The 24,657-nt window shown below is 26.8% G+C and carries 19 protein-coding genes; 4 read left to right on the forward strand and 15 right to left on the reverse strand.

From position 1 onward, the window contains the following. Positions 1–155 precede the first annotated feature (155 nt). From NG901_RS09960 to NG901_RS09975, 4 genes are all read right to left on the reverse strand, one after another. A complete protein-coding gene (locus NG901_RS09960; protein WP_252214079.1) occupies positions 156–1,925 on the reverse strand; it encodes a dynamin family protein in 1,770 nt (589 codons plus the stop codon). Positions 1,926–1,931: 6 nt separating this feature from the next. Continuing rightward, positions 1,932–2,690, reverse strand: coding sequence for a viral A-type inclusion protein (locus NG901_RS09965; RefSeq protein ID WP_252214080.1), 759 nt, complete (start codon positions 2,688–2,690; stop codon positions 1,932–1,934). Positions 2,691–2,716: 26 nt separating this feature from the next. Further along, positions 2,717–5,224, reverse strand: coding sequence for a dynamin family protein (locus NG901_RS09970; protein WP_252214082.1), 2,508 nt, complete (start codon positions 5,222–5,224; stop codon positions 2,717–2,719). Between the two features lie 487 nt (positions 5,225–5,711). Continuing rightward, positions 5,712–7,352, reverse strand: a complete 1,641-nt coding sequence (locus NG901_RS09975; protein WP_252214385.1) for a ribonuclease J — start codon at positions 7,350–7,352, stop codon at positions 5,712–5,714. Between the two features lie 239 nt (positions 7,353–7,591). Here NG901_RS09975 and NG901_RS09980 point away from each other — a divergent pair, with 239 nt between their 5' ends. Together NG901_RS09980 and NG901_RS17160 are read left to right on the forward strand one after the other, a co-directional pair. Beyond that, the gene (locus NG901_RS09980) at positions 7,592–7,990 is read left to right on the forward strand and encodes an MATE family efflux transporter (RefSeq protein WP_353847556.1); all 399 of its coding nucleotides are present in this window, start codon (positions 7,592–7,594) and stop codon (positions 7,988–7,990) included. A gap of 60 nt (positions 7,991–8,050) precedes the next feature. Continuing rightward, positions 8,051–8,182: a hypothetical protein gene (locus NG901_RS17160; RefSeq protein ID WP_286675195.1), complete on the forward strand. Its 132-nt coding sequence runs from the start codon at positions 8,051–8,053 to the stop codon at positions 8,180–8,182. A gap of 287 nt (positions 8,183–8,469) precedes the next feature. Here the strand turns inward: NG901_RS17160 and NG901_RS09985 are convergent, their stop codons facing one another. From NG901_RS09985 to udp, 8 genes are all read right to left on the reverse strand, one after another. Beyond that, entirely contained in the window at positions 8,470–10,620 is a 2,151-nt protein-coding gene (locus NG901_RS09985) for a YhgE/Pip domain-containing protein (RefSeq protein ID WP_252214086.1), read from the reverse strand. Between the two features lie 431 nt (positions 10,621–11,051). Further along, positions 11,052–11,696 carry a fructose-6-phosphate aldolase gene (fsa, locus tag NG901_RS09990; protein WP_252214088.1) on the reverse strand — a complete coding sequence of 215 codons (645 nt, stop codon included), beginning with the start codon at positions 11,694–11,696 and terminating at the stop codon, positions 11,052–11,054. A 364-nt stretch (positions 11,697–12,060) separates the two neighbouring features. Beyond that, a complete protein-coding gene (gene deoD / locus NG901_RS09995) occupies positions 12,061–12,768 on the reverse strand; it encodes a purine-nucleoside phosphorylase (RefSeq protein ID WP_252214089.1) in 708 nt (235 codons plus the stop codon). Between the two features lie 73 nt (positions 12,769–12,841). Continuing rightward, positions 12,842–13,768: a transketolase family protein gene (locus tag NG901_RS10000; protein WP_017353617.1), complete on the reverse strand. Its 927-nt coding sequence runs from the start codon at positions 13,766–13,768 to the stop codon at positions 12,842–12,844. A 12-nt stretch (positions 13,769–13,780) separates the two neighbouring features. Next, positions 13,781–14,596: a transketolase gene (locus NG901_RS10005; protein WP_252214091.1), complete on the reverse strand. Its 816-nt coding sequence runs from the start codon at positions 14,594–14,596 to the stop codon at positions 13,781–13,783. Positions 14,597–14,806: 210 nt separating this feature from the next. Beyond that, positions 14,807–15,997, reverse strand: coding sequence for a phosphopentomutase (locus tag NG901_RS10010; protein WP_252214093.1), 1,191 nt, complete (start codon positions 15,995–15,997; stop codon positions 14,807–14,809). 180 nt (positions 15,998–16,177) lie between these two features. Beyond that, complete coding sequence (locus tag NG901_RS10015) at positions 16,178–17,380, reverse strand: NupC/NupG family nucleoside CNT transporter (RefSeq protein WP_252214095.1); 1,203 nt, start codon at positions 17,378–17,380, stop codon at positions 16,178–16,180. 184 nt (positions 17,381–17,564) lie between these two features. Continuing rightward, on the reverse strand, positions 17,565–18,347 hold the full coding sequence (gene udp / locus NG901_RS10020; RefSeq protein WP_252214097.1) for a uridine phosphorylase: 783 nt from the start codon (positions 18,345–18,347) through the stop codon (positions 17,565–17,567). Between the two features lie 684 nt (positions 18,348–19,031). Here udp and NG901_RS10025 point away from each other — a divergent pair. After that, positions 19,032–19,766, forward strand: a complete 735-nt coding sequence (locus NG901_RS10025) for a GntR family transcriptional regulator (RefSeq protein ID WP_252214099.1) — start codon at positions 19,032–19,034, stop codon at positions 19,764–19,766. 240 nt (positions 19,767–20,006) lie between these two features. Here the strand turns inward: NG901_RS10025 and NG901_RS10030 are convergent, their stop codons facing one another. From NG901_RS10030 to NG901_RS10040, 3 genes are all read right to left on the reverse strand, one after another. Beyond that, a complete protein-coding gene (locus tag NG901_RS10030; protein WP_252214101.1) occupies positions 20,007–20,963 on the reverse strand; it encodes an aromatic acid exporter family protein in 957 nt (318 codons plus the stop codon). 20 nt (positions 20,964–20,983) lie between these two features. Beyond that, a complete protein-coding gene (locus NG901_RS10035) occupies positions 20,984–21,271 on the reverse strand; it encodes a DUF503 domain-containing protein (RefSeq protein WP_252214103.1) in 288 nt (95 codons plus the stop codon). 226 nt (positions 21,272–21,497) lie between these two features. Further along, positions 21,498–22,880 (reverse strand): L,D-transpeptidase family protein, encoded by a 1,383-nt coding sequence (locus NG901_RS10040; RefSeq protein WP_252214105.1) that lies wholly within the window; start codon positions 22,878–22,880, stop codon positions 21,498–21,500. Positions 22,881–23,116: 236 nt separating this feature from the next. Here NG901_RS10040 and pdxR point away from each other — a divergent pair, with 236 nt between their 5' ends. Next, entirely contained in the window at positions 23,117–24,577 is a 1,461-nt protein-coding gene (gene pdxR / locus NG901_RS10045) for a MocR-like pyridoxine biosynthesis transcription factor PdxR (protein ID WP_252214106.1), read from the forward strand. Positions 24,578–24,657 lie beyond the last annotated feature (80 nt).

Consider the following 24,657-nt stretch of genomic DNA (forward strand, 5'->3'; position numbering starts at 1 on the left):
TAATAAGTATTGTCCATTTTACTGCTTGTCTCAATTTTATATTGGGAACAAGCTAAAAAGGGACTATAGTTATTTTAGTATTCCTAAGTTTAATTACTCCGCCCACTTTACTTATGAATATATAAACATATCTGCTCTAAAACATACTAACTGCTTTAAATTAATCCTACATCTTCTTTGACTTCATTTAATATTTTTAAATCATCTTCAAATTCTAATATATTATTTTCACTATAGGCATAGTCATATTGTTTCTCTATACTTTGAATATCATCTTTAAAGCTATTTTCTAAATTCTTTCTTAGCTCTTTTATTGAATCATCCATATCTTGTTGTTTTGCTCTTAAATCATCAAGTATTTCTTCTTTTAAATAGTTTTCTAAATCTTCAACCATAGGCTCTAAATCCCTTAATGTATAATTTGCTCTATTTTCTACTATTTCCTTACGAACAAAATCACCTATCAAAGAAAATGCCATTCCAATTCCCATTCCAACAAGTATTCCAAGAGGACCTCCTAATGTTCCTACAGTTCCAAGTGTCCCTATTAGTCCGCCAGATACCCCTAACAATGATGGTAGCGATTTTTCAAATTTAAATTCACTTTCTTTATTAAAAAATGATATGTTTTCATATTGACCATAAAAGCCCTTTATTGTTATACCATTTAATTCTTTGTTAAGGTTTTTTATTAATTCACTTGTTTTATCTAATACTTCATCCATAATATCATTTATAGCTTTATCCGATGATTCTTTATATATTAAACTTAGTCTTTCTCCATCTACAATCCCTCTATTTATTATGGCTTTTAAATTAGCTCTTAAATTTGTTATTTTTTCTTTTATAATACTTGAAGCATAATCGATAATCTTTTCCATTTCTTCATATGCATAAGCTCTAATTCTTCTAAAATTCTTTTTATTATCTAAAAGTATAGCTTTTATTTCTTTAATCTTTTCTTCTTTATTTAAATCATTTTGTTTTTTTTCATTTAAACATAATGTCTTATATTCTTCTATTTTATCATTAATATTTTCTAATGCTCCTACTATTTTTGAATTTAAAGACTTTTCTAAACCTATATTATATTCTTTAGATACATTTTCTATATTTTCTATAACATTTAATATACCTGAGTCTTCATAAAGTGTGTTATCTCTAGTAAATTTACCTTTTACCGCTTCATAAACATTAACCACATTTACATTAATTTCTTTGCTTTCGTTATGTTCCGCACAAATACTATTTAAAACATATTCATTATGCTCTTTTGCATCAAGTGCGTCTTCATCACTTTCATCATTCCACTTATTTTGAACAAAAATTGTATTTGACAATTTAGGCCATAAGGCATTTATAAAATTTCTTTCAGTTCTTGTAATTGGAGGGTTTGTCCTCAACATAAATATTCCAGAAACCAATTTATTTACATAGTCTAATGTAGTTCTTTGATTTTCAGGTGTTAAACTGCCCACACCTGGAAGATCAACAAGTACTACATTATTGTTTAATACATCGTTTTTATTATATAAGATTATCTTAGATACCTTAAGCTCATTTGCCATATTATAATCATTATGAACATATTTCTCTAAATCACATAATTTTATTTCTTTACATTCTTTATCTAAAAAATGTACTATAGCTTTTTCAGTATCTTCTCCATATCTTACTTCAACAGGTACACAAGTTGTTTCATCAACATCTGTTGGCAATATATTCTCTTCCATTAAAATAGAATTAAGAAAACTACTTTTTCCAGCACCTTGAATACCTAATACAGGTATTATTATTTCTTTTTCATTTAAGTTGTCAATAAAATGATTAAAATAATCTATATAATTTACAGCATTATCTTTATTAAGATATTTCTCTAATAAAAAATTAAATCTAGAATCATTTATTAAATCTACATATTTCATTAAATATTATCTCCTCTTTCCAAAAATCCTTGCAAAGAATGATCTATTTCCCCATTCAACTTCTTCTTGTATATTGCTCATTTTCTTATTTAATTTAATTTCCATATCATTTATAAGATTCATTACTTCATATTTTTCTAACATTTTTTCATGTACTGTATCTAATTTTTCTATAGCTTCACAGCTATTATTTATATTAATCTTAATAGCCTCTTCTAATAAGCTTACTTTTGTTCCAACTTCATCAATATTAATTTCTTCTATCTTATTTATTATTTCTTCTTTATTATTTCCAGAATTCTTAACCATTTTAACTCCTAAAATAGCTAATTTATCTTCTAAAGATTCTATATTTAAATCATTTATTTTCTTTTCTATTGTTCCAACACCCTCTGATAATTTAACTTCTAACTGCTTATCTGAATCTTCAACACGATCTTTTAACTTTTCTAGAGTTATAGCAATTCTGTTTAAACCACCATTTAAAAGCTTATTATGTTCTTCAGCAATTTCTTCTACACATTTTGAAATTTTTGATATATTACCACTTATTTCTTCTATTTTTTCTTCTATATCTTCATTACCTTCTCCAAGTTCATCTTTTAATATATTGATTTTCTTTTCAAGAGGTTTTAAGTTTTCTTTAAGTTCATCATTTATATTTTTAGATATCCTTGATAAAGACTCTATCATGTCTTGTTGCAATTCATCCATCATATTTTTTGTAACTTCATCACATTGTATTAGTAAAGATTTTTTGTCCATTTCTTTGCTCCTTAGTTTTTATAATATTACTTTAAAAAATAGCTCAATATTTCTTCTAATGTTTGTTTTTCTTCATTACCGCGAGATAATATATTTCCAAACAACTTAGTTTTTATATCTTTATATTGACTTAATAAAAATCCATCATTTTCTTGCCCCTCTATTAATGCTAAATTGTAAATAGGATTTTTAGAATTAACTAATACATAGCCAATCTTAGAATTATTTATTCTATTTTTAATTTTTTTCTTAAACGAGTAAGTGGCTGTAAGTATTTCTTTTATATTATTAGCATTTATAAATTCTCTACTAGAATCTATAACCAAATTTATCATAATATTATTCTTTAAAACTATATTTTTAAGATTAATATTTTCAAGTATTTGCTTTTCTGAACTACCTATTTGAATTCCATTGAAAAGTAAGTACATATTGTATTCTTTTGAAGAGTTAATATTTAGTATTTTATTTGTTTCTACTTTATTTTGAGATAATTCATATATTATAGTTATATTATTTAAAGTGTATATTCCTTGTTTCTTTATAATTTCAAGTTCTTCATCATTTAAATACAAATCATACATTCTAGAAATAAATTTAGATGCAGCCTCTAAATCCCAAGTCCAAAATATTTGATGAGTTTCTTTTTTAGATATAGATAAAACTTTTTCTTCTATGTAATTACTTATCATTGAATAGCTTTTCTTAAATATTTCATTACTTAATTTATAAAGATTGTAAGAAACATTGGTTAATTCTATTTCCTCTATATTCAGATTTTTATCTTCATTTTTATTTTCTATTTCTTCATCTAATGTTAAAGCTGCTTCTTCTACATTATTATATTTATTCTTCAGCTTATTTCTTATAATCTTTAAGTCCTTTATAACATTATCTATATCATAAAGTTCTATATTTTGCTCTTTCTTCTTTTTAAACTCTTCTTCTATCTTACTTATCTCACTATAGAAGAGGCTTAATGAATTACTATACTGTTCGCTCCAATCATAAAGTATACTCATATATTTTCTACTACTTTCATTGCATACTTTTTTAACCATAAGTATAGTAGCCTCTTTATCTACTACTTTTTCATCATATTCTTGCTTTTCATATCCCCAGTCAGTTTCAAATATATCTGATAAGATTCTCTTTCCTACATTAAAGAAACCATCTTTTTTTATAAGTTTTACTTTCTCTTCGTATTTGTGCTTAACATATATATCTTCACTTTCCATACTAGGTAATGAATATGAGAATCTAATATCAATATTCAGTTTTTCGTATATTTCCTTTTTCTTTTCTTCACACTCTCTTACAATACCTAAAATTTGATTTTCTATCTTTTTACTCTTATTATTTATATTTTCTACTATATCTGAATAGCTACTTATTTCTTTTGAATCCGACTCGTTTATTTCTTCTATTGTATTAAGTGTTACCTTATCTATAAGATTAATTTTAGATGTTATTTTATCTCTAGATACTCTAAAATCATAATTAAGATCATCAATATCATTAAGTATTTCTTTTATGTAACTTGTATCTTCTAAATTGCTTCCATCTATGATTTCTTTATCAGTATCAATTATATTGCCAATTCTTTCAACAATACTCCCTTGCCTTTGAATATTTAGTTTTGGGGTAATATTTTCAACACACCTATATATAGACTTTATAAAACCTTCAAGATTAGATTCATTATATAAATTATTGTTATTTTTTATTCTTCCATTTAAAGCATTTAAAGAAGAAATTTGAATAATATCAAACTCTTTATTGCTTGTTGCTTTTTCTAATAATATTTCTGCTCTTTTTTTATGCTTGTCTAATATGATATATTTATTTTCTTCAACAATGCCATATTTACCTATCTTTTCCTCTATTGAATCTATCATATTTTGAACTAATATTATTTGCTTCTTTTTATCATTTACTATTTTTATTTTTTCTAAATTAATTTGGTCGCTATTAGCTTTAACAGTAGTTAAAAATACACAAATATCTATTGTTGGTAATAGAATCTCCAAAGTTAATTTTTCATGCATTTCTAAATTATAAGCATCTAGACCTGGACTATCTATTAACTGAATATTGTCATCTAATAAAAAGTTAGGTGATTTTATATCAATCTGAGCTACATTAAACTTATTATTAGAATTTCTATTTTCATCAGCATACTTAGATATAACTTCCATATTTAAATTAGTATCATCATAAACTTCTGGAGATTTATCTTTAAAGTATATAGTAGCCTGTCTTTTTTCGCCTTTAGACACTGTTATTATTATACTTGAGCTTGGCAAAATAGCTACTGGTAATAGCCTTTCCCCTAGCAATGAATTTACTAATGTTGATTTCCCACTGCTTGTTATTCCCATAATAGCAATTCTTATTATATTACTTTTTATTTGTTTTTTACGTTGCTTTAACCATTCAACATCATTACTGTATCTATTTCTTCTGTATTCATTCTGTTCTAATATATTTTTTATATCTTCAATTGTATCTAATATATAGTTATCTTTATTCATAATTTTCTCCATCTTTTATGCTAATTCATGTTATGTATTCATAAATAATCATTTACTGTTATATTACCACAATTGACTACATTTATCTAATTTCTATTTACAAAAAATCATTAAATTAACTGTGAAACCTTATATTTTTCTATGTTTTTACATTTTACATATATTTTAGAGGAATTGTTAGATAGACCTGTTATCTTTTCTTATTATTTCTTTAATTATTAAGATAAATTACTAATTAATTTCTCATCATAAGTTTAGTTTTTCATATTATTAAAAAAGAAATAAACTAGTTAAATATACTATTAATCTTGTTTTTTGATTATTAACATTTTTAGATGTAAAAAAATACTATAATAGCATAAAAATAAGCCATGCCTTAAGTAAATGGATATATTATAAATTGTTTTTATAATATATCCATTTTCAAAGCATAGCCTAGTTTTTTTGATCCTTACATTTTATAATATTGTTAATATTTTATAATAAGTTATATTTCTACAATTACTGGTAATATCATAGGCTTTCTTTTCATTGTAGTATATACAAAACTATCTACTTCTCTTCTTATTCTATTTTTAATTTCTGCCCATTGTGTTATATTATCGTCTAAACATTTTTCTACAACTTTTGTAACTATACGTCTTACATTGTTAATTAAATCTTCAGAATTTCTAACATATACAAAACCTCTTGACACTATATCTGGTCCTGATAATATTACCTTATTTCTTCTATCTATTGCTACTACTACAGTTATAATTCCATCTTCAGCTAAATTTTTTCTATCTCGCAAGACCATATTTCCCACATCGCCAATTCCAAGACCATCTATAAGAACTCTTCCAGATGGCACTTTTCCAATAACTTTTCCCTTGTTTTTTGATAATTCAAATACATCACCTGTATCTAATATAAATATATTCTCTTCTTTAAGCCCCATACTTTGAGCAATTTTAGCATGAGTAATCAAATGTTTATATTCACCATGTACAGGAATAAAGAATTTAGGTTTTAATAAGCTTTGAATCACCCTAAGTTCTTGTTCACATGCATGACCTGAGACATGTATGTCTTCTATTGTTTTATATATTACATTAGCACCTTTTTCAGTCAAGTCATTTATTAAATTTGATACAGCTTTCTCGTTTCCTGGTATTGGAGATGCTGAAATTATAACCACATCTCCCTTTTGTATTTCTATATATTTATGAGTTGACGCTGCTATTCTAGAAAGAGCTGCCATTGATTCACCTTGACTACCTGTTGTCACAATAGTAATTTGGTCATTTGGACAATTCTTTATTTCATCTAATGATACTATCATTTCTTTAGGTATAGATAAATATCCTAAATTCATTGCAATCTCTGATATTTTCTCCATACTTCTACCACTAAAAGCTATCTTTCTTTTATTTTTTATAGAACAATCGCTGATTTGTTGAAGTCTATGAACATTTGATGCAAATGTAGATACAATAACTCTTCCGGTTGCTTTACTAAAAAGATTATCTAGTGTTTCTCCAACTGTCTTTTCTGACATTGTATATCCTTTATGTAATGCATTTGTGCTATCTGCCATCAATAATAATACACCTTTTCTGCCTAGTTCTGCATATCTTTGAAGATTTATTACATGACCATCTATTGGAGTAAAGTCAACCTTAAAATCTCCACTGTGTACAATAATTCCCATTGGTGTATGCAATGCTATAGAACAAGCATCAGGAATACTATGATTGGTTCTAATAAATTCGATATTAAAATTCTTTAATTTTATAGTTTCACCAATTTCAACAAGATTTAATTTACAATCATTTAACATATGATGTTCTTCTAATTTACTTTCAATTAATGCTAATGTTAATTTTGGTGCATATACTGGAACATTAATTTGTTGTAATACATACGGTATTCCACCTATATGATCTTCATGACCATGAGTTATAAAAAAGGCTTTTACCTTATTTTTATTTCTTATTAAATATGTAACATCAGGAATTATGATGTCAATTCCATAAAGATCTTCATCTGGGAATGCTAAACCACAATCTATAACAATTATTTCATCACCATATTCAAATGCTGTAATATTCTTTCCTATTTCTCCAAGTCCACCTAATGGAATTATTTTTAATTTCGCCTTATTTTTTAGTGAAACCTTCTTTGGTTTGTAACTTTTTAAATTTTTAGTTTCTTTTTTAGTTTCTATAGTGTTTTCCACATTTTCACTCCTCATTTATTTTCATCTCTTATTTTAAGTATGTACATATACGATTAAATATATAACTTTAAATTTAAGTTATTCATTTGCAGTACAATCATATATTTTTTATTTAAGTTAATACTATTTTTTCTATTCCATTATTAATCGGAAATATCTTTCAACAACTTTATAGTATGGTTGATACTATTATAGTCGGTAGATTTTTAGGCATCCAGTCTCTTGCTGCTGTTGGAGCAAGAGGATCTATTTTCTTTTTAATAATAGGATTTATAGTAGGACTTGCCAGTGGATTTTCTGTTATTGTTTCCCAAAAATTTGGTGCTAATGATGATGAAGGTGTAAGAAATTCCGTTGCAATATCATTAATTTTATATTTTATAATAACTATAATAATAACCACTTTAAGTCTTTTATTTTCTAAATCACTATTAAGGCTGTTAAATACCCCAGAAGATATTATAAATAGTGCTAATGCTTATATAAGTGTTATCTATGCAGGAATTGGAGATAGATTTATTCCTATGATGGCTGGCGTTGCTTAAATTATTAGTAAGAGTTATTGTTGCATTTACATTGCCTGCTATAATTGGGTATACTGGCATATGTTTAGCTGCCCAATAGCATGGATTGCAGCATGTATTCCTTTGGCAATAAAATATTATAAAACCATAAACAAGATGAGTATTAATGATTTAAATTTTTTAAAAACAAAATCAACAGAACTTCTTGGATAAAAAACAATGCATTAAAAATATTCCTTGGATAAAATAAATATTCCAAGGAATTTTATTTTATATACTGATCTACTAGATCACAATATTATTATACTTATATTCTTCATTATTCACTTCAAATAACATTTCTATAATTTTACTTTATATTAAGATTATAACTCATTCATTTTTATATTAATACATCTTAATTATTAAATTTTAATTAAACTAAAAAAACAAGTCTTGTTTAAGTAAAAGTTAAAATATATTTCTTTTCAAACAAAACCTTGATTTTTTAATTATATTACTTATTCTGAAATTCCACTTTCCTCAAACTTTTTTGTAAACTTTTCTAATAGTTTATTTATAGGCTTCTTTAAAAATACTGCAATTAAAATAGAAGCACCTCCATAAATTAACAATATTATTATATCTTTTGTTAATACTTCTCCTACTACTCCACCAATTGCTTCTCTTGCAAAAGATATAGCATATGTAAATGGTAAATAAGGATGTATCATTTGAAAAAATTTTGGGGTTAATTCTATTGGAAATGTTCCTCCTGATCCACCTATTTGTAATACTAATAATACTATTCCTATAACTTTTCCAACATTTCCAAAAACAGAAACTGCCGAATAAAGTATTGATACAAATACAGCACTAGTAAATAACATTCCTAGGACTAATAACATAGGATTTAAACAATATATTTTTAATAAATATAAATCTCCCATAACTACTATAAGTGATTGAATTAGTGCTACAGTCATAAATAGCATTAACTTACCAAAATATATTTCCCAAAATTTATATTCTCCATGAGTATTAACAGTTAAAATTGAAAGCAACAATAATAATCCAACCCATAAAGATAATACACTATAAAACGGTGTCATAGCACTTCCATAGTTGCCCATTGGATACAATTCTCTTGTTTCAAGATTTACAGGAGTAGTTAAAAAATCCGTTCTTTCTTGAACATCTTCTTTTAATAAGTCTATTAATTCTTTTAAACTCTGTTCGTCTGTTACATTTTTCATTTTATCTGTTATTTCATTTATTATTCTTTCTGCTTCTGGAAGTTTTTCTTTAACAAAAGTTATTCCTTCTATTCCTTTGTCTGCCCCTTTATAAGCAGTGTTTAATATGCCTTCAACATTAGGTAATCTTTTTTCAGCTTCTTCTATCATTGTTAATGTATTTTCAGCAACTTTAAATGCACTGTCAAATATATTATTTATTTGTGGAAGTATTTCTGTGTCAAACTTTAAATATATATCTTCACTTGTTGATGCAATATTATCTGCTAATGTTTTTATATTGTTTAATAAACTTAAATCTACAGTATTTCCAGCATCTAAAGAATCTCTTATAATTTGAAGTGAATTTTGAATTTTATAAATATTTTCTTGTAACGTTTCAAGCTTATTTACAATTCCATTTAGGGGCTTAGTAGAACTAATATTATTTAGTACTTTTAGAAACCTCAATACTGAATCATTTACTTTTTCTAAACTCTTTACCTTATTTATTAAATTATTAATCATTTCTGGTGCTTTCTCTGTTCCAGAGTTTATAGCATCTATAATACTATTTGTATATGATGAAATATCTTTACTTATTTCTGAAACTAATCTAATATCTTCTTTAATTGTTGGTGACATATCATTTAATCCACTCTTAGATACAGAAATAAAACTTTCTACCTCACTACTTAAGCTCTTAGTATTATTTAATGTTTCATAAATTAAAGGTATACCTTCCTGTATTTCTTTAACTAACTCTTTAATTTTAACTACACCATCATAAGCTAAATCAGTTGCTTCATTTATTTCTCCGAACCTGCCTCTAATTTCTTCTAACATATTATATACATTAGATATTTTAGGTATTTGATCTTCTAATTCAATTCCCACATCTCTTGATGCCGTAAGTAATGAATTACTAACTGTTTCAATTACACTCTTTGTAACATTTTCTTGAACTCCTGAAGCACCTTTATCAGTTAATTTAGGAGCAACTGCATTTATTTTTTCATTAACAGTATAAATTATAGTTCCTTTTTTAATATCACTAGTTATTATTGAAGTCATATCTTTTGAAAAGTCTTCTGGAATTGTTATTGTAGCATAATATTTCCCCTTTTTAATAGCTTCATCGGCTTCCTCTTCACTAACAAATTGCCAACCTAATAAATTATTTTCTTTTAATCCATTAATAACTTCATCGCCTAAGATTATATAATTTTCCAATATATATGCACCTTTATCCTTATTTACAACACCAATTTTAATTTTACTTGTAGCTTCTTGTGAATATGGATCCCACGATGCTGCTATATTAAACCAAGCATATAAGGATGGTAGTAAACATAAAGCCATTATTACAATAAGTGCAGATGAGTTGGTAATTATATTTCTTATATCTCTTTTATAAATACTAAATATGTTTTTCATATTATGCTGCTACTTATACTCTATACAAGTAGCTCTCCTTTCCATAACAAATAACATTCTTAAGTATATTATTAGGATATTTTCAAAAATTTATTAGTTATTTATTATAAAAGAGACGATAATTCCAAGGTTAATAAAAACAGACTACAATAATAAAATAAATATAGATATTTTCAGATGCGTATATATAAGAATAGACAGAATTTCTTTAAGATTGTGACTAAAGAAAAAATTTAGAAAGTAAAATAGAAAGTAAGCTTAAATATAAAAAAATTGGCTCTGTCTTAAATCAATATTGACATATGCAATATGTAAAGCGGCATTGTAATCGTACTTTGAGAATTCTTAATGAGTATTCCTAAGTTCAATTACTCAGTCCGACTTTGCTTATGTATATATCAATAATAGATAAAACAGAGCCAATAAATACTTTATTTATTCATGCCTTCATAATCTTTTAAGAATTTTTCAATTCCTGCGTCTGTAAGCGGATGCTTGATCATTTGCATAATAACATTGTATGGAATTGTTGCTATATCAGATCCTGCTTTAGCACAGTCTAATACATGAATTGGATTTCTAACACTTGCAGATATAATTTCAGTATCTATTCCATGAACTGCAAATATTTCAGATATATCTTCTATTAATGTAATACCTGTACTTCCAATATCATCTAATCTTCCTAAGAATGGACTTACATAGCTTGCACCAGCTCTTGCTGCAAGTAATGCTTGTACTGCTGAAAAAATTAATGTTACATTTGTTTTTATTCCTTCTTTATGAAGAATATTTACTGCTTTTAATCCTTCTGCACACATAGGAATTTTTATCACCATGTTTTTGTGAATTTTAGCTATTTCACGTGCTTCTTTAACCATTCCTTCACATTCCATTGAAATAACTTCTCCACTTATTGGACCATCAACAATGCTTGTGATTTCCTTAATCACTTCTTTAAAGTCTCTTCCTTCTTTTGCTATAAGTGAAGGATTTGTAGTAACACCACAAATAACTCCTAACTCATTAGCTTTTTTTATTTCTTCAATATTGGCTGTATCAACAAAAATTTTCATCGATTAATCCTCCTAATCTTTTCTTACTTTATTTATTCTATAATTAGTATACATAATCCTTCAACTTTTAAAGTTAACGATTACTTTAGAACAAAATCGCTAAGGCGACTTTAGAGCCCTCGATTTTTTTAGCCATGCACCCTTTCCAAACGCAGTGCAGGAATAATGGTGCGGCATATGATTATTTTTTATTCTTTAGGTGTACTCATCATACCTTTAAAAAACAGTATCCTAAAAATTATACACAAATTTCTTAATAATATAAATTCCTAAAGAATAAAATATAACGTTTGCACTTACTTAAATAAATATTCTAAGTTTTAGATGAAATATTACTCCATCTAAAACTTAGAACTTTAATTTTTTATAAAGAAACTATTGTATCAAGAGCAACTTCCATCATTGCTTTGAATGTTGTTTGTCTTTCTTCTGCACTTGTTACTTCACCTGTTATAAAGTGATCACTTACTGTTAATAAAGTTAATGCATTAACTTTATGTTTAGCTGCTATTGTATATAATGCTGCTGTTTCCATTTCAACTCCTAAGCAACCGAAATCAGCCCATTTCTTCCAATCTTCATTATCATCTCCATAGAATATATCTGAACTATATACACTACCTACTTTAGGTTCAAATCCTTTTTGTACTGCTATATCATAAGCAGGTTTTAATAAATCAAAACTTGCTGTTGGCGCATAAGTTCTACCTTGGAATCTTACTAAGTTAAGATTTGAATCTGTTGAAGTTGACATTGCAATTATAAGATCTCTTATTTTAACTCTTTCATGGTAACCACCACAAGTTCCAACTCTTATAAGGTTTTTAACTCCGTAGCTTTCTATTAATTCAGTAGAATATATAGACATTGATGGGATACCCATTCCGGTTCCTTGCACTGATATTCTCTTACCTTTATATGTTCCTGTAAATCCATACATTCCTCTAACTTCATTGTAGCAAACTACATCTTCTAAAAAGTTTTCTGCTATAAATTTAGCTCTTAAAGGATCTCCTGGTAATAATACGCTTTCTGCTATAGCGCCTTCTGGTGCATTAATATGAATACTCATTGTGTCTTACCTCCGCTTATTATAATTTAATTAATTGTTATGTTTTTTAATTTGGGTCTTATATAAGTAAAATCTATTTTAATATTGATTTAACTTCTTTAATTATTTCTTCACTAGTTAAATTATATTTTTTCATAAGTTCATCTGGTGTTCCTGATTCTCCAAATGTATCTTTAATTCCTACCATTTTAATTAAAGTAGGACATTCACTAGATACAACTTGAGAAACCATTGCTCCAAGTCCACCTATAATAGAATGTTCTTCAGCTGTAACTATTCCTTTAGTTTCTTTAGCAGCTTTTAATATTATTTCTCTATCTATTGGTTTAATAGTAGAAATATTTATAACTCTTGCTTTAATTCCTTGAGTTTCTAATTCTTTTGATGCTTCTATAGCTTTTTGAACCATCATTCCTGTAGCTATGATAGTTACATCATTACCTTCTCTTACCTCAACACCTTTTCCGATTTCAAATTTATAATTATCATCGAATATATCTTCTGTATTGCATCTTCCAAATCTTAAGTAAACAGGACCATTAAATTCAGCAGCAGCTTTTGTTGCAGCCATTGCTTCTCTATGATCTGCTGGAACTATTACTGTCATATTAGGAAGTGAATTCATAAGTGCTATATCTTCAACAGATTGATGTGATCCACCATCTTCACCAACTGTAATTCCTGCATGAGTTGCTGCTATTTTTACGTTAACCTTTGGATAACAAATAGAGTTTCTTATTATTTCAAAAGCTCTTCCAGTAGCAAAAACAGCAAATGTGCTTGCAAAAGGTATGTTTCCTACATTAGCAAAACCTGCAGCCATTCCCATTAAGTTTTGTTCTGCTATACCTGCATTAAAAAATCTATCTTTAAATTCTTCTTTAAATCCATTAGTTTTAGTTGATTTAGAAAGATCCGCATCTAAAACTACTACCTTCTCATTTTCACGTCCAAGTTCAACCAATGCCATTCCGTATGATTCTCTTGTTGCTTTACCCATTTTAAATTCCTCCTATCTTTCAATCTCACTTATTGCTTGATTTCTTTGTTCTTCATTAGGTGCTTGACCATGCCAACCTGCTTGATCTTCCATAAAGCTAACACCTTTACCTTTTACAGTCTTAGCAATGATAACGCTTGGCTTATCATTACACTTTTCAACTTCTAAGAATGCTTCATTTATTTTGTCAAAGTCATTACCATCTTCACAAATAACAACATTCCAACCAAAGCTTTCAAATTTCTTATCTAAAGGAGAAACTCCCATTACATCTTCATTTTTACCATCTATTTGAAGGCCATTGTTATCAATTATAGCAACTAAATTATTTAATTTATAATGAGCTGCTGCCATTGAAGCTTCCCAAACCAATCCTTCTTGTAATTCTCCATCACCTAAAACAACATATATCTTAGCATCGTTCTTTTGAGTCTTAAGACCTAAAGCCATTCCCACTGCATTTGATATTCCTTGACCAAGTGATCCGGTTGAAACATCTACTCCTGGTACATGCTTAGAATCTGGATGTCCTTGAAGAAGAGCTCCTGTTTTTCTTAAATTGTATAATTCTTCTTTTGGGAAATATCCTTTTTCAGCTAATACAGAGTAAAGAGCTGGAGCTGCATGTCCCTTGCTTAATACGAATCTGTCTCTGTTAGGATCTTTAGGATTCTTAACATCAACATTCATTTTTTCATTGTATAAGTATGTTATTATTTCTGAGCAAGATAGTGAACCACCTGGATGTCCTGATTTTGCTGCATAAATCATTTCTATTATGTCTTTTTTTACTTCTTTTAATGTAGAAACTAAATTTTCTTTATTCATACCTTTCACCAACCAATCTTTCAATTTGTAGTATATAATTTAATTAACTTTGTTTAAACATTCACATTTTAGCCTAGTTAAATCTAATATGCTTACATTTATGCTGAATTCTAATTTCCAGGTAAAATTAATTCTACCTGGAACTAAGAATCTTATTATTCTAAAAATCAATGCAATTTTAAGATATTATATTCGTAATTTAAAATATTATTAAACTAGCTTTCCTAGTACTGATTTACCAATTGTATTTTCAGGCATCTTTAATTCAAAGTTATCAGCTATAGTTGCACCAATTGTAGCAAAACTATCTACTGTATCCATTAATCCATTTTCTTTCATAGATGGTGAATAAGCTATAAATGGAACAAATTCACGTGTATGATCAGTACCAGTATAGGTTGGATCGTTTCCATGATCAGCTGTTATTATTAATAAATCATCTTCTTTTAATTTTTCTAATACTTTTCCTAAGTTAACATCAAATTTTTCTATTTCTTCTGCATAACCTACTGGGTTTCTTCTATGTCCCCATAAAGCATCAAAATCAACTAAGTTAACAAAGCATAATCCTTTAAAGTCTTTATCCATTATTTCTAATGTTTGTTCCATTCCATGAACAGAACTCTTTGATTTATTTGATTCAGTAATTCCTTCTCCATCAAATATATCACTTATTTTTCCAACAGATATTACATCAAATCCATTATCTTTTAATGCATTAAGTGCTGTTGCTCCATATGGTTTTAATGCATAATCATGTCTGTTGCTTGTACGTTTAAATTCGCCTTTTTTAGCTCCTAAGTATGGTCTAGCTATTACTCTTCCAACTTTCCATTCATCTTTAAGAGTAAGCTCCCTTGCTATTTCACAACAACGATAAAGTTCATCTAAACCAAAAGTTTCTTCATGACCACAAATTTGTAAAACAGAGTCAGCAGAAGTATATACTATCATATCTCCTGTCTTCATTTGATGTTCTCCAAGTTCGTCTAATATTTCAGTACCACTCGCACTCTTATTTCCTACTATATTGTGTCCTGTTCTTTTTGTTAGTTCATCTAACAATTCTTCTGGAAAACCTGTATCTGTAAATGTTTGGAATGGTTTTGTGATGTGTAAACCCATCATTTCCCAATGACCAGTCATAGTATCTTTACCAACACTTGCTTCTTTCATTTTCATATAATGAGCTAAAGGTTTTTCTGCTGCTTTTACATGTTTTATCGGATGTAGGTTTGATATACCTAGTTTTTCTAAATTAGGTATATTAAATTTTTCTACTGATTCAGCAATATGCCCAAGAGTATCTACTCCTTTATCTCCATATTCTGTTGAATCTGGCATAGCGCCTATTCCAAGTGAGTCTATTACAATTGTAAAAATTCTATTATACTTTTTCATACCTTTAATTCCTTTCCAAATTAGACTATGTTTTAACACTAATTTTACTATATTTTTACTTATTATGGGCAATACTATTTAAAATAGTTATTTATTATACAAATTTCTTAAAGTTATAAAAAATTTTTATAACTTTAAGAGAATGTAATATCTTATTAATTATAATTTTAATATGTACTATTATATTAATGTAAGAAGACCAACTATCATTGCGCTTAAAACACTAACTGCAAATCCACCAATCATTGCTTTAAATGCTAATCTAGCAAGGGTATTTCTTTTTTCTGGACACAATGCAGCTATACCTGAAATACAAACTCCCATACTAGAAATATTAGCAAATCCACAAAGTGATATAGTAAGTACTAAACCTGTTCTATAACTTAATGAACCAAATATGTTACCTAAGTCTTGGAATGCAACAAATTCATTTAATACTAACTTACTTCCTAATAATTGACCTGCTGTAAGTATATCTGATCCATTTAATCCCATAAAGAATCCAATAGGTGCAAATATATAAGAAAATATTTGTTGTAAACTTACTCCAAAAATTCCAAGTATACCATTAACTAATGCTACTAGCGAAATAATTGCAAGTAATGAAGTACCTATTGCTACAGCTGTTTGGAATCCACTCATAGCACCTTCTGAAATTGCAGAAATAAGATTTTCATTATCACCTTTATTGTCCATGCTAACATTTTCAATTAATTGAGTTTCCTCTTTTTCAGGTAATAATAACTTTGATATTGCTATACTTCCCATAGGTACCAAAGCACTAGCTATTAATAAATATTCCATAGGAATTCCAAGTGCAGTATATCCCCCTATTATAGTTGCTGACATACTTCCCATTCCTGAAACTAATACAACTATGATTTCACTATCAGTCATTCTATTTAAGTATTTACTAACTAATATTGGACTTTCTGTTTGGCCTAAAAACATATTAGCAACTGCAACAAAACTTTCAACTTGTGTTGTTCCCAATATTTTACCTATAGCTTTACCTATTATTTTTACTATAAATCCTAATATTCCTAAATAATATAAAGCTGCAACTAATGCTGAAATAAAAACAATATTTCCTAATACTTGAATGGCAAATATCATTCCTGTAGGTGCACCAGCATTACCTATTGTTCCAAATAAGAAACCGATTCCCTCTTTACCATAATCAAGTACTTGAGTAACTACATCTGATACTTTTAATATCATTATTCTTCCTAATGGAAATTTTACTAATAAAAATGCAATTACAAACTGTATACCAAGTGCTTTTAATATAGTTTTTTTGGGAATGCTTCTCTTATCTGCAGATAAAATGTACATTATTCCTAATAATAAAATTATACCTATTAAATTTATAACTATGTTCATAATCTTTCTCCTGTCTTTTGTTATAGTATTAACTTTATTCCCATAAAACCTCATACCTTTTGGACATCATTTAATAACGTTAAGTATGAGAAAATTTCATTAGTAAACTTTTAATACTTTTGCTATTAATATCAACAAGTTTTCTTGAATAATTTGTAAACCATGAAATTTTCTCTATTAATAACTATTTATTATTTTCTTTATCTGCTTTTATTAAATTTCTAATCCCTTCTATTGCAACTTTAATTGCTGCATCTGTATCATGAACTTGAGGATCTTCTAATCCAGCTTTAGCACGTTCTTGGTTAGCAATAGCTAAGAATACCGAACCCACACGTACTCTTAAGTAGCTTGATGCTATGAATAAAGCAGCTGATTCCATTTCAGATGCAAGACATCCACATCTTAACCATGCATTCCATTTATCCATTAATTCATAACTTACTGGCTTAGTTTCTGGTGAATGTTGACCGTAGAATGAATCTTTACATTGTACAACTCCAACATGATATTCTTGATTTAAAGTCTTAGATGCTTGTACTAATGAGTTTACTACATTAATATTAGCAACTGCTGGGAATTCTATTGGTGCATATTCCTTACTAGTTCCTTCCATTCTGATTGCTCCAGTGGCAATAACCATATCTCCACCTTTAACATCAATATCCATTCCGCCACATGTACCCACTCTAATGAAAGTATCTGCTCCACACTTTACTAATTCTTCTAAAGCTATAGCAGCTGATGGACCACCAATTCCTGTTGAGGTAACGCTTACTTTAACACCATCTAAGTATCCTGTATAAGTAACATATTCTCTCTTATCTGCAACTAACTCTGCATTATCAAAATATGCAGCAATCTTTGCACATCTCTTAGGGTCTCCTGGAAGAATTACATATTTTCCCACTTCTCCCTTTGCAACGTCTATATGATATTGTTTACCTGATCCTTGTGAATATTTCACTTTAATCCCTCCATTTTTTTATTATGTATTTTTTAGTTTTTATTAGTATTCCCGATTTATTTTGTAATATACCCGGAAGACGATTACATGTTTGCCACAAAACATTACTTTAGACACACATTCTACTTGTCTACTTTGTTGTATTGTTGTCTGTTCTTAAATAATATCATGTCTATTATTTACATGTCAAGTTTTTTATAAAGGTATAGTAATTATGTTAAAATATTGATATATTGGTTATATTGTTAATAATAATTAGTTTTATACCTGTAAATCCCAACTAAATCTCAACGATTAACTTATGTTCAAATTTAATGTTTTAATGTTATAATAAAGTATAGATTATTATAATATGTTTTTATTTAGACTTTTATTTATCTACTTGTATTAAACTTGTCTAATTTATTTTTTTAATTATTTATTATGGAATTATTTAAACACAGTTAAATTTAAAAATCTAAATAGAGTTTTTCTAAGATAACATTCTCTAGTTAATTCACTCATTATATATTATTGACAAAATAGAAATCGTTATCTCAAATCAGAAACACTCTATAAAATTTATATTATGTTTATGCGTTAAAAAATTGTAGCAATACATTATTATTTAGTTTATAGAAAAATATTACAATTTAATTGGCGTAATACATAGCCTATGCTAGTTATTAATGAAAGGTGAATTTTATGAATGATATTAACTTAAGTGTAAAACCTAAAGAATTAAGATATGTTACTGTATATAATCAACTTTTTAAAATGATAAATGAAGGTATATTTAAAGAAGGTAGTAGACTTCCTTCAGAACCTGAATTAGCAAAATTTATTGGTGTAAGTAGAACAACATTAAGGCAGGCTTTAGCTTTACTTCAAGATGATGGTTTAATAAAAAACATTAGAGGTAAAGGTAATTTTATAATAAAATCTGAGACAAACAAAGACGTTGGTCTTGAAAAGATAGGACATCCCGTTTATAAATCTTTAGATGAACCAATTGATGATGTTGAAATCATTTTGCGTATAGAACCCTCTACAGATTATTTTAATAAAGTTTTAATTAAAAGTACAGCTGCTGTTGTTCTTGTTGATAGATGGTATAAGTATCAAGGAAAAGCTATTGCTTATACATTTACTTTAATACCAATTGAAACTATATCATCACTTAATATAGACTTAAACAATAAAAAACAAGTTATGGAGTTTTTAGAAAAAGAACTTTATGAAATAGCTAATGATATATTAATTGAATTAAAATATTCAACTTCTGGAAATTTTGCAGCAAAACAACATCCAATTGCATCTGAGGATAAGTTTTACTTAATTCAAGAAACTATATATAAAGATAATGAATTTCCAATTGTATCAAACAAACATTATCTTCCTATAAAGTCAACATCTATAAAGCTACATCCTACAAAATAAAAAGATAATTTAATAAGGCACAATGAAAAAATAACAAGTCCATTTGCTAGCTTATTTTCCATCATGCTACGTCGGCAAATTGACCTAATAGACTCGCTATGAGGGCAATTCGTCTCCTTGCCTAATGAAAAATATCAATTGCAATTTTGGACTTGTTATTTATTTTCATGTTCCTAATAACAAAATCACCTACTAGATATTAATCTCCATAAATAGGAGTATTGTGATTAAATTATTCTTTTAAAAATTTGATTTAAATTCTTTCTTTATAATTAAGAACTCCTCTAAATCATTTAAAAATTGAAATAACAATGCTCTATTTTCAAATTCATCTCTATTTATAGGTAATTCCATTAATTTATATTCATCTCTTAACAAATTTAACTTATCTATTAACTTAATACAATCATTGTATTCATAAATATTTATTGAAACATCCTTCGTAAAATCTGATAATAGTTTTGTTTGCTCGTATGTCATATAAAATTTTGAAAAATGATTCTTCATCCTTTTTATAGTTTTTAATTGTGCTATCCTCATATCTACATATCTTATATAATAATCATCACTTTTAAAAATATAGTTATTATCTATTTTATGAGCTATTACCTTGGTTTTCTTTATTAACTCCTCCGCATCTCTTAAGATCCTTTGTTCGTATATTGGTACTGATTGAGTAATTAAACTTAATGCCATATCAGATAATATTATTCTATAATATTCTTCTATTTTATCCTTATTCTTATCAAATTCTTCCTCTAATGACATTGTGTACAAGTTAAATATCATTGCAACTCCAATACCAACTATAGTTAAAGTTACTTCGTTAAAAATCCAATAAAAATTTATATTATCACTGCTTAGAAGATGTGTTGACAATACAGCCCCAACTATCATTCCTTCCGTTATTTTCGAATATTTAGTTATTGGTATAAAAATAAGCAAAAAAAGTCCAAATATCATAGGATTATTTCCCAATACTAAATACAATATAAACGATAATGATATTGCTATCATTGATGCCAAGATTCTTCTAATTGAAATAAGTAAAGCTTCTTTTTTAGTATCTTGAATACTCAAAATTGCTATTATTCCTGATGTTACTGAAAATTCTAAGCCCATATAATTAGATATAAAAATTGCTATTGTTGCTGATAATGCTGCCTTAACTGTTTTTGACTGAAAATACTTTTTCATTTGTTTCCTTTCCTATTATCCTATAATATGTCTTCATCTTTTTCTATATGAATGATTTCTGCATCTGTATTACTATCTATAAATTCTATTATATTTTCTGATGTTGAATCTGCTTGTGCTGAATTTGCACATATTCCAACCATACCAATAACTATAGTTTTATGAATATCTTGCTTATCTATTTCAGATACTGATACATTAAATTTATTTTTTAACCTTTGTATTAAACTTTTTACAATCATTCTCTTTTCTTTTAATGATAATACCCACGAAGCTCTTAACGTAATTTTTAGTATTAAAATTTTCATAATTTTAGCTCAAAACCTTTCTTAATAGATTTCACAGTATTACTTATTAAATATATTTTAAAGTCTATTTTAAGTCAACATTTATATTTATTATAACAATATTCACTTAGAAAGATCCTTTTATATTATGTTTAAAATCTTTATACTACAATATAAATGAAAAAGCGAATGATCTAAATTATCATCCGCTTTTACTTAATATTTTTTCATAATTATCTTTCACTTTTTATTCATAATAACATACTATTGGAATTCCTGGTTCAATATTTTCAAATATCTTTTGAGCTAAATAAGATGGTGCATTGACACATCCATGTGATCCATTTGTTTTGTATATATTTCCACCAAATTGACTCCTCCATATTGCATCATGTATACCAATTCCACCATTAAATGGCATCCAATAATTAACATCAGTAGCGTAGTTTTCTCCTTTTAAAGTTGCATTTTTTTGCTTATAATTTAACATATATACTCCTACAGGAGTTGCATGTCCTAAGCTTACATTTCCAGTTACTACATCACCTTGTGTAACCATTGTTCCATCTTTATAAAACCATAAATATTGTTTTGTAAAATTAATTTCCACATAAGTTCTTCCAATATCATTAACATCACGACTCACTGCCTTTTGGCGATATATTGGCTCTCTTGTAATAGTTTGTCCATTTTCAACTAGATTTATTAAAGCCTTAACTTCCTCTTCTGTATTGATAATCCATCCATAATTTCCTCCTGTAACTTTAGCTTTCGTTCCCATAGAGGTTAAAAACTCCCTAGTTCTTGCCACAGTATTATAAGAATTTGCTATTTCATTAACATAGTGTCTTATTTTTTTCTCATCAAATACAATATTTAAATCATCATCTACTTTAATCCATTCATTTATTATCGAATCATCTGCCACTTCTTTTCTATCACTAAAATCATAAGTTATTTTTGTTAATATATATTTGTTAAGTTTATTATTAATAGCTATAACTTTTGGAGAATCAGATGTATATTTAGGATTTTCGTAGCAATCAATCTCATCTAAATTTAAAATATTTACCCCATTAATTATTGATTTAACTACATTTTCATATAAAATATCTCGTTTTATTTTATTTCCATAGACTTCATCTACAATAGCATATCCATGATCTACATATTTAAAAGTAGGATTTTGAGGTTCTACTACTTTATTTTCATCAAAGCATGATAACTTATTTAAACATTCATTTAATAAATCTTCATCATATGAAACTAAATTCACACTGTTATAGTTACTTGTTTTAAAAAATCTAAAAATCCACTGAAATGGTTTCTGAGTATTTTTTAAATCTTTTAGCTTATCTTGTGGATCATATTTCAATTTAATACTATCATTTAAAATTTCTTCATTAGTTCCATCACGTTCTTTTAATTCTAATTTATATGATTCTAGCTCATTTGAAAGTTTTTTGTTAGCATCCTCTAAATTTTTGCATGAAATATTAACTCCATTTACTATAGTTCCAAAATAAAAATGACTTAAAAAATAAAAAGATAAACTAAGATATATAGTAATAAAAATAAAAAGAATAATACCTGTATTCTTTAAGTACTTTTCTTTATATTGCTTATCCACAATAATTACTTCCTTTCCTTTCTTAAAATAGTATAATGTAATAGTACTTATTCTAAATTGAATTCTTTTCATTATATTAAATTGATAAATTATTTATTCTATTTTTAAAGTATTTTTATATTTATAAATGACTTTAATTGTACTGAGTTTAAATAAATTGATATAATACTAATTAACAATAAATAACTTAAAATATATAGAAAATAAAAATGTCTTTAAACATGAGGTGATTAAATTTGATATTTTCTAATCTTAATATTGATAAAGATAAACCTATTTATTTACAAATAAAACAACATATTATTAATGGAATTAAAAAAGGCGAGTTAAAAAAAGATAGTAAACTTCCCTCCACAAGAGAAGTAAGTAAATTTTTAAATATAAGTAGAAATTCTGTTATTTCTGCTTATGAAGAATTAGAAAGCATTGGAATAATAATTACTAAGAGAGGTATTGGTACTTTTATTGCAATAGAAAGTGAGACCGAATGCTATCCATATAATATAAATTACGATTCTATGACAAATGATTATTCTAATAATCTTAGAAATTTGGATATTGTAAAAAATGAATTGCCTTATAAAAAAGGATTAATATCTTTTAAATCCATAGCACCTGAAAGTACTCTTTTCAATCTTGATGATTTTAAAAGAGCTTTATTAGATGCATGGTCATACGAAAATACTAATCTTTTAAATTATGGATATGCTAAAGGATACAAGCCTCTAATAGATTATTTTTTTGATTATATGATAAAAAAAAGAGTTAATACAAATAATAAAGATATTTTAATAACAAATGGTTTCACAGAAGCTTTCGATATAATAATATCTTCTTTAACTACCAAGGGTGATACCATTATTTGTGAAAAACCAACCCATAATACTGCAATAAAAATAATGAAATCCTACGGTTTAAAGGTTGTACAAATTGAAATGGATAAGGATGGTTTAAATTTACTTGAACTAGAAAAAAGTTTAAGTAAATGCAATCCTAAGTTTGGATACATAATACCTTCTTATAATAATCCAACTGGTATTGTAACTAAGAGTGAAAGAAGAAAAGAAATATATAATCTTTTTAGAAAATATTCTGTTCCAATAATAGAAGATGGATTTAATGAAGAGCTTCTCTACTCTAGTTCCCCAATTGAACCTATAGCATCATTAGCTGGAGAAGGTAATGGTATTATATATATAGGTAGCCTTTCAAAAATTTTATTTCCTGGTCTTAGGATAGGTTGGATATTTGCTGATCAAAAGCTTATTGATATTTTAGAAAGTGTAAAGCGTGGTAAAAACATTCACTCTTCTTTTTTAGATCAAAGTACTTTTTATTATTATTTAAAAAGTGGTTCTTTTAATAAATACTTGAAGAATGTTAGAAAATATTATAAAGATAAATATAACCTTATTATTGAAATGATAAATAAGTATATTCCTTATGAATATATAACGGGTGAAGGTGGTCTTCATGTTTTTATTAAATTAAAAGATAATATAAATTCTAGAGAGCTATTAGATTTGTGTTATAAAGAAGGTGTTATGTTTATGCCTGGAGATATTTTTTATGAAGGCAATGGTGATAAAAATACTTTTAGAATTGGCTTTGGTAGAGTGAGTGACAAAGATATTAAAAAAGGTATTAAAATTATAGGAGATAATATAAAACTATTATCAAGTAAATCTAACTTATAAGATAAACCACTATTTATACAAATTAAAAACTTAGTGGTTCTTTCTTTATTATGGTTACTTTAATAAAATAATATTAGAAT

Source organism: Clostridium sp. CMCC3677, from assembly GCF_023845585.1.
Classification (GTDB): domain Bacteria; phylum Bacillota; class Clostridia; order Clostridiales; family Clostridiaceae; genus Clostridium; species Clostridium aquiflavi.

Bases quoted from the DNA above. Each gene is read 5' to 3' on its own strand.
- NG901_RS10015 (WP_252214095.1), bottom strand. From the start codon at position 17,380: ATGAACATAGTTATAAATTTAATAGGTATAATTTTATTATTAGGAATA.
- NG901_RS09965 (WP_252214080.1), bottom strand. From the start codon at position 2,690: ATGGACAAAAAATCTTTACTAATACAATGTGATGAAGTTACAAAAAAT.
- NG901_RS09970 (WP_252214082.1), bottom strand. From the start codon at position 5,224: ATGAATAAAGATAACTATATATTAGATACAATTGAAGATATAAAAAAT.
- NG901_RS09985 (WP_252214086.1), bottom strand. From the start codon at position 10,620: ATGAAAAACATATTTAGTATTTATAAAAGAGATATAAGAAATATAATT.
- NG901_RS10010 (WP_252214093.1), bottom strand. From the start codon at position 15,997: ATGAAAAAGTATAATAGAATTTTTACAATTGTAATAGACTCACTTGGA.
- NG901_RS09960 (WP_252214079.1), bottom strand. From the start codon at position 1,925: ATGAAATATGTAGATTTAATAAATGATTCTAGATTTAATTTTTTATTA.
- deoD (WP_252214089.1), bottom strand. From the start codon at position 12,768: ATGAGTATTCATATTAATGCACCAGAAGGCGCTATAGCAGAAAGCGTA.
- NG901_RS17160 (WP_286675195.1), top strand. From the start codon at position 8,051: ATGTTTAGCTGCCCAATAGCATGGATTGCAGCATGTATTCCTTTGGCA.
- fsa (WP_252214088.1), bottom strand. From the start codon at position 11,696: ATGAAAATTTTTGTTGATACAGCCAATATTGAAGAAATAAAAAAAGCT.
- NG901_RS10025 (WP_252214099.1), top strand. From the start codon at position 19,032: ATGAATGATATTAACTTAAGTGTAAAACCTAAAGAATTAAGATATGTT.
- NG901_RS10005 (WP_252214091.1), bottom strand. From the start codon at position 14,596: ATGAATAAAGAAAATTTAGTTTCTACATTAAAAGAAGTAAAAAAAGAC.
- NG901_RS10035 (WP_252214103.1), bottom strand. From the start codon at position 21,271: ATGAAAATTTTAATACTAAAAATTACGTTAAGAGCTTCGTGGGTATTA.
- NG901_RS10000 (WP_017353617.1), bottom strand. From the start codon at position 13,768: ATGGGTAAAGCAACAAGAGAATCATACGGAATGGCATTGGTTGAACTT.
- NG901_RS10030 (WP_252214101.1), bottom strand. From the start codon at position 20,963: ATGAAAAAGTATTTTCAGTCAAAAACAGTTAAGGCAGCATTATCAGCA.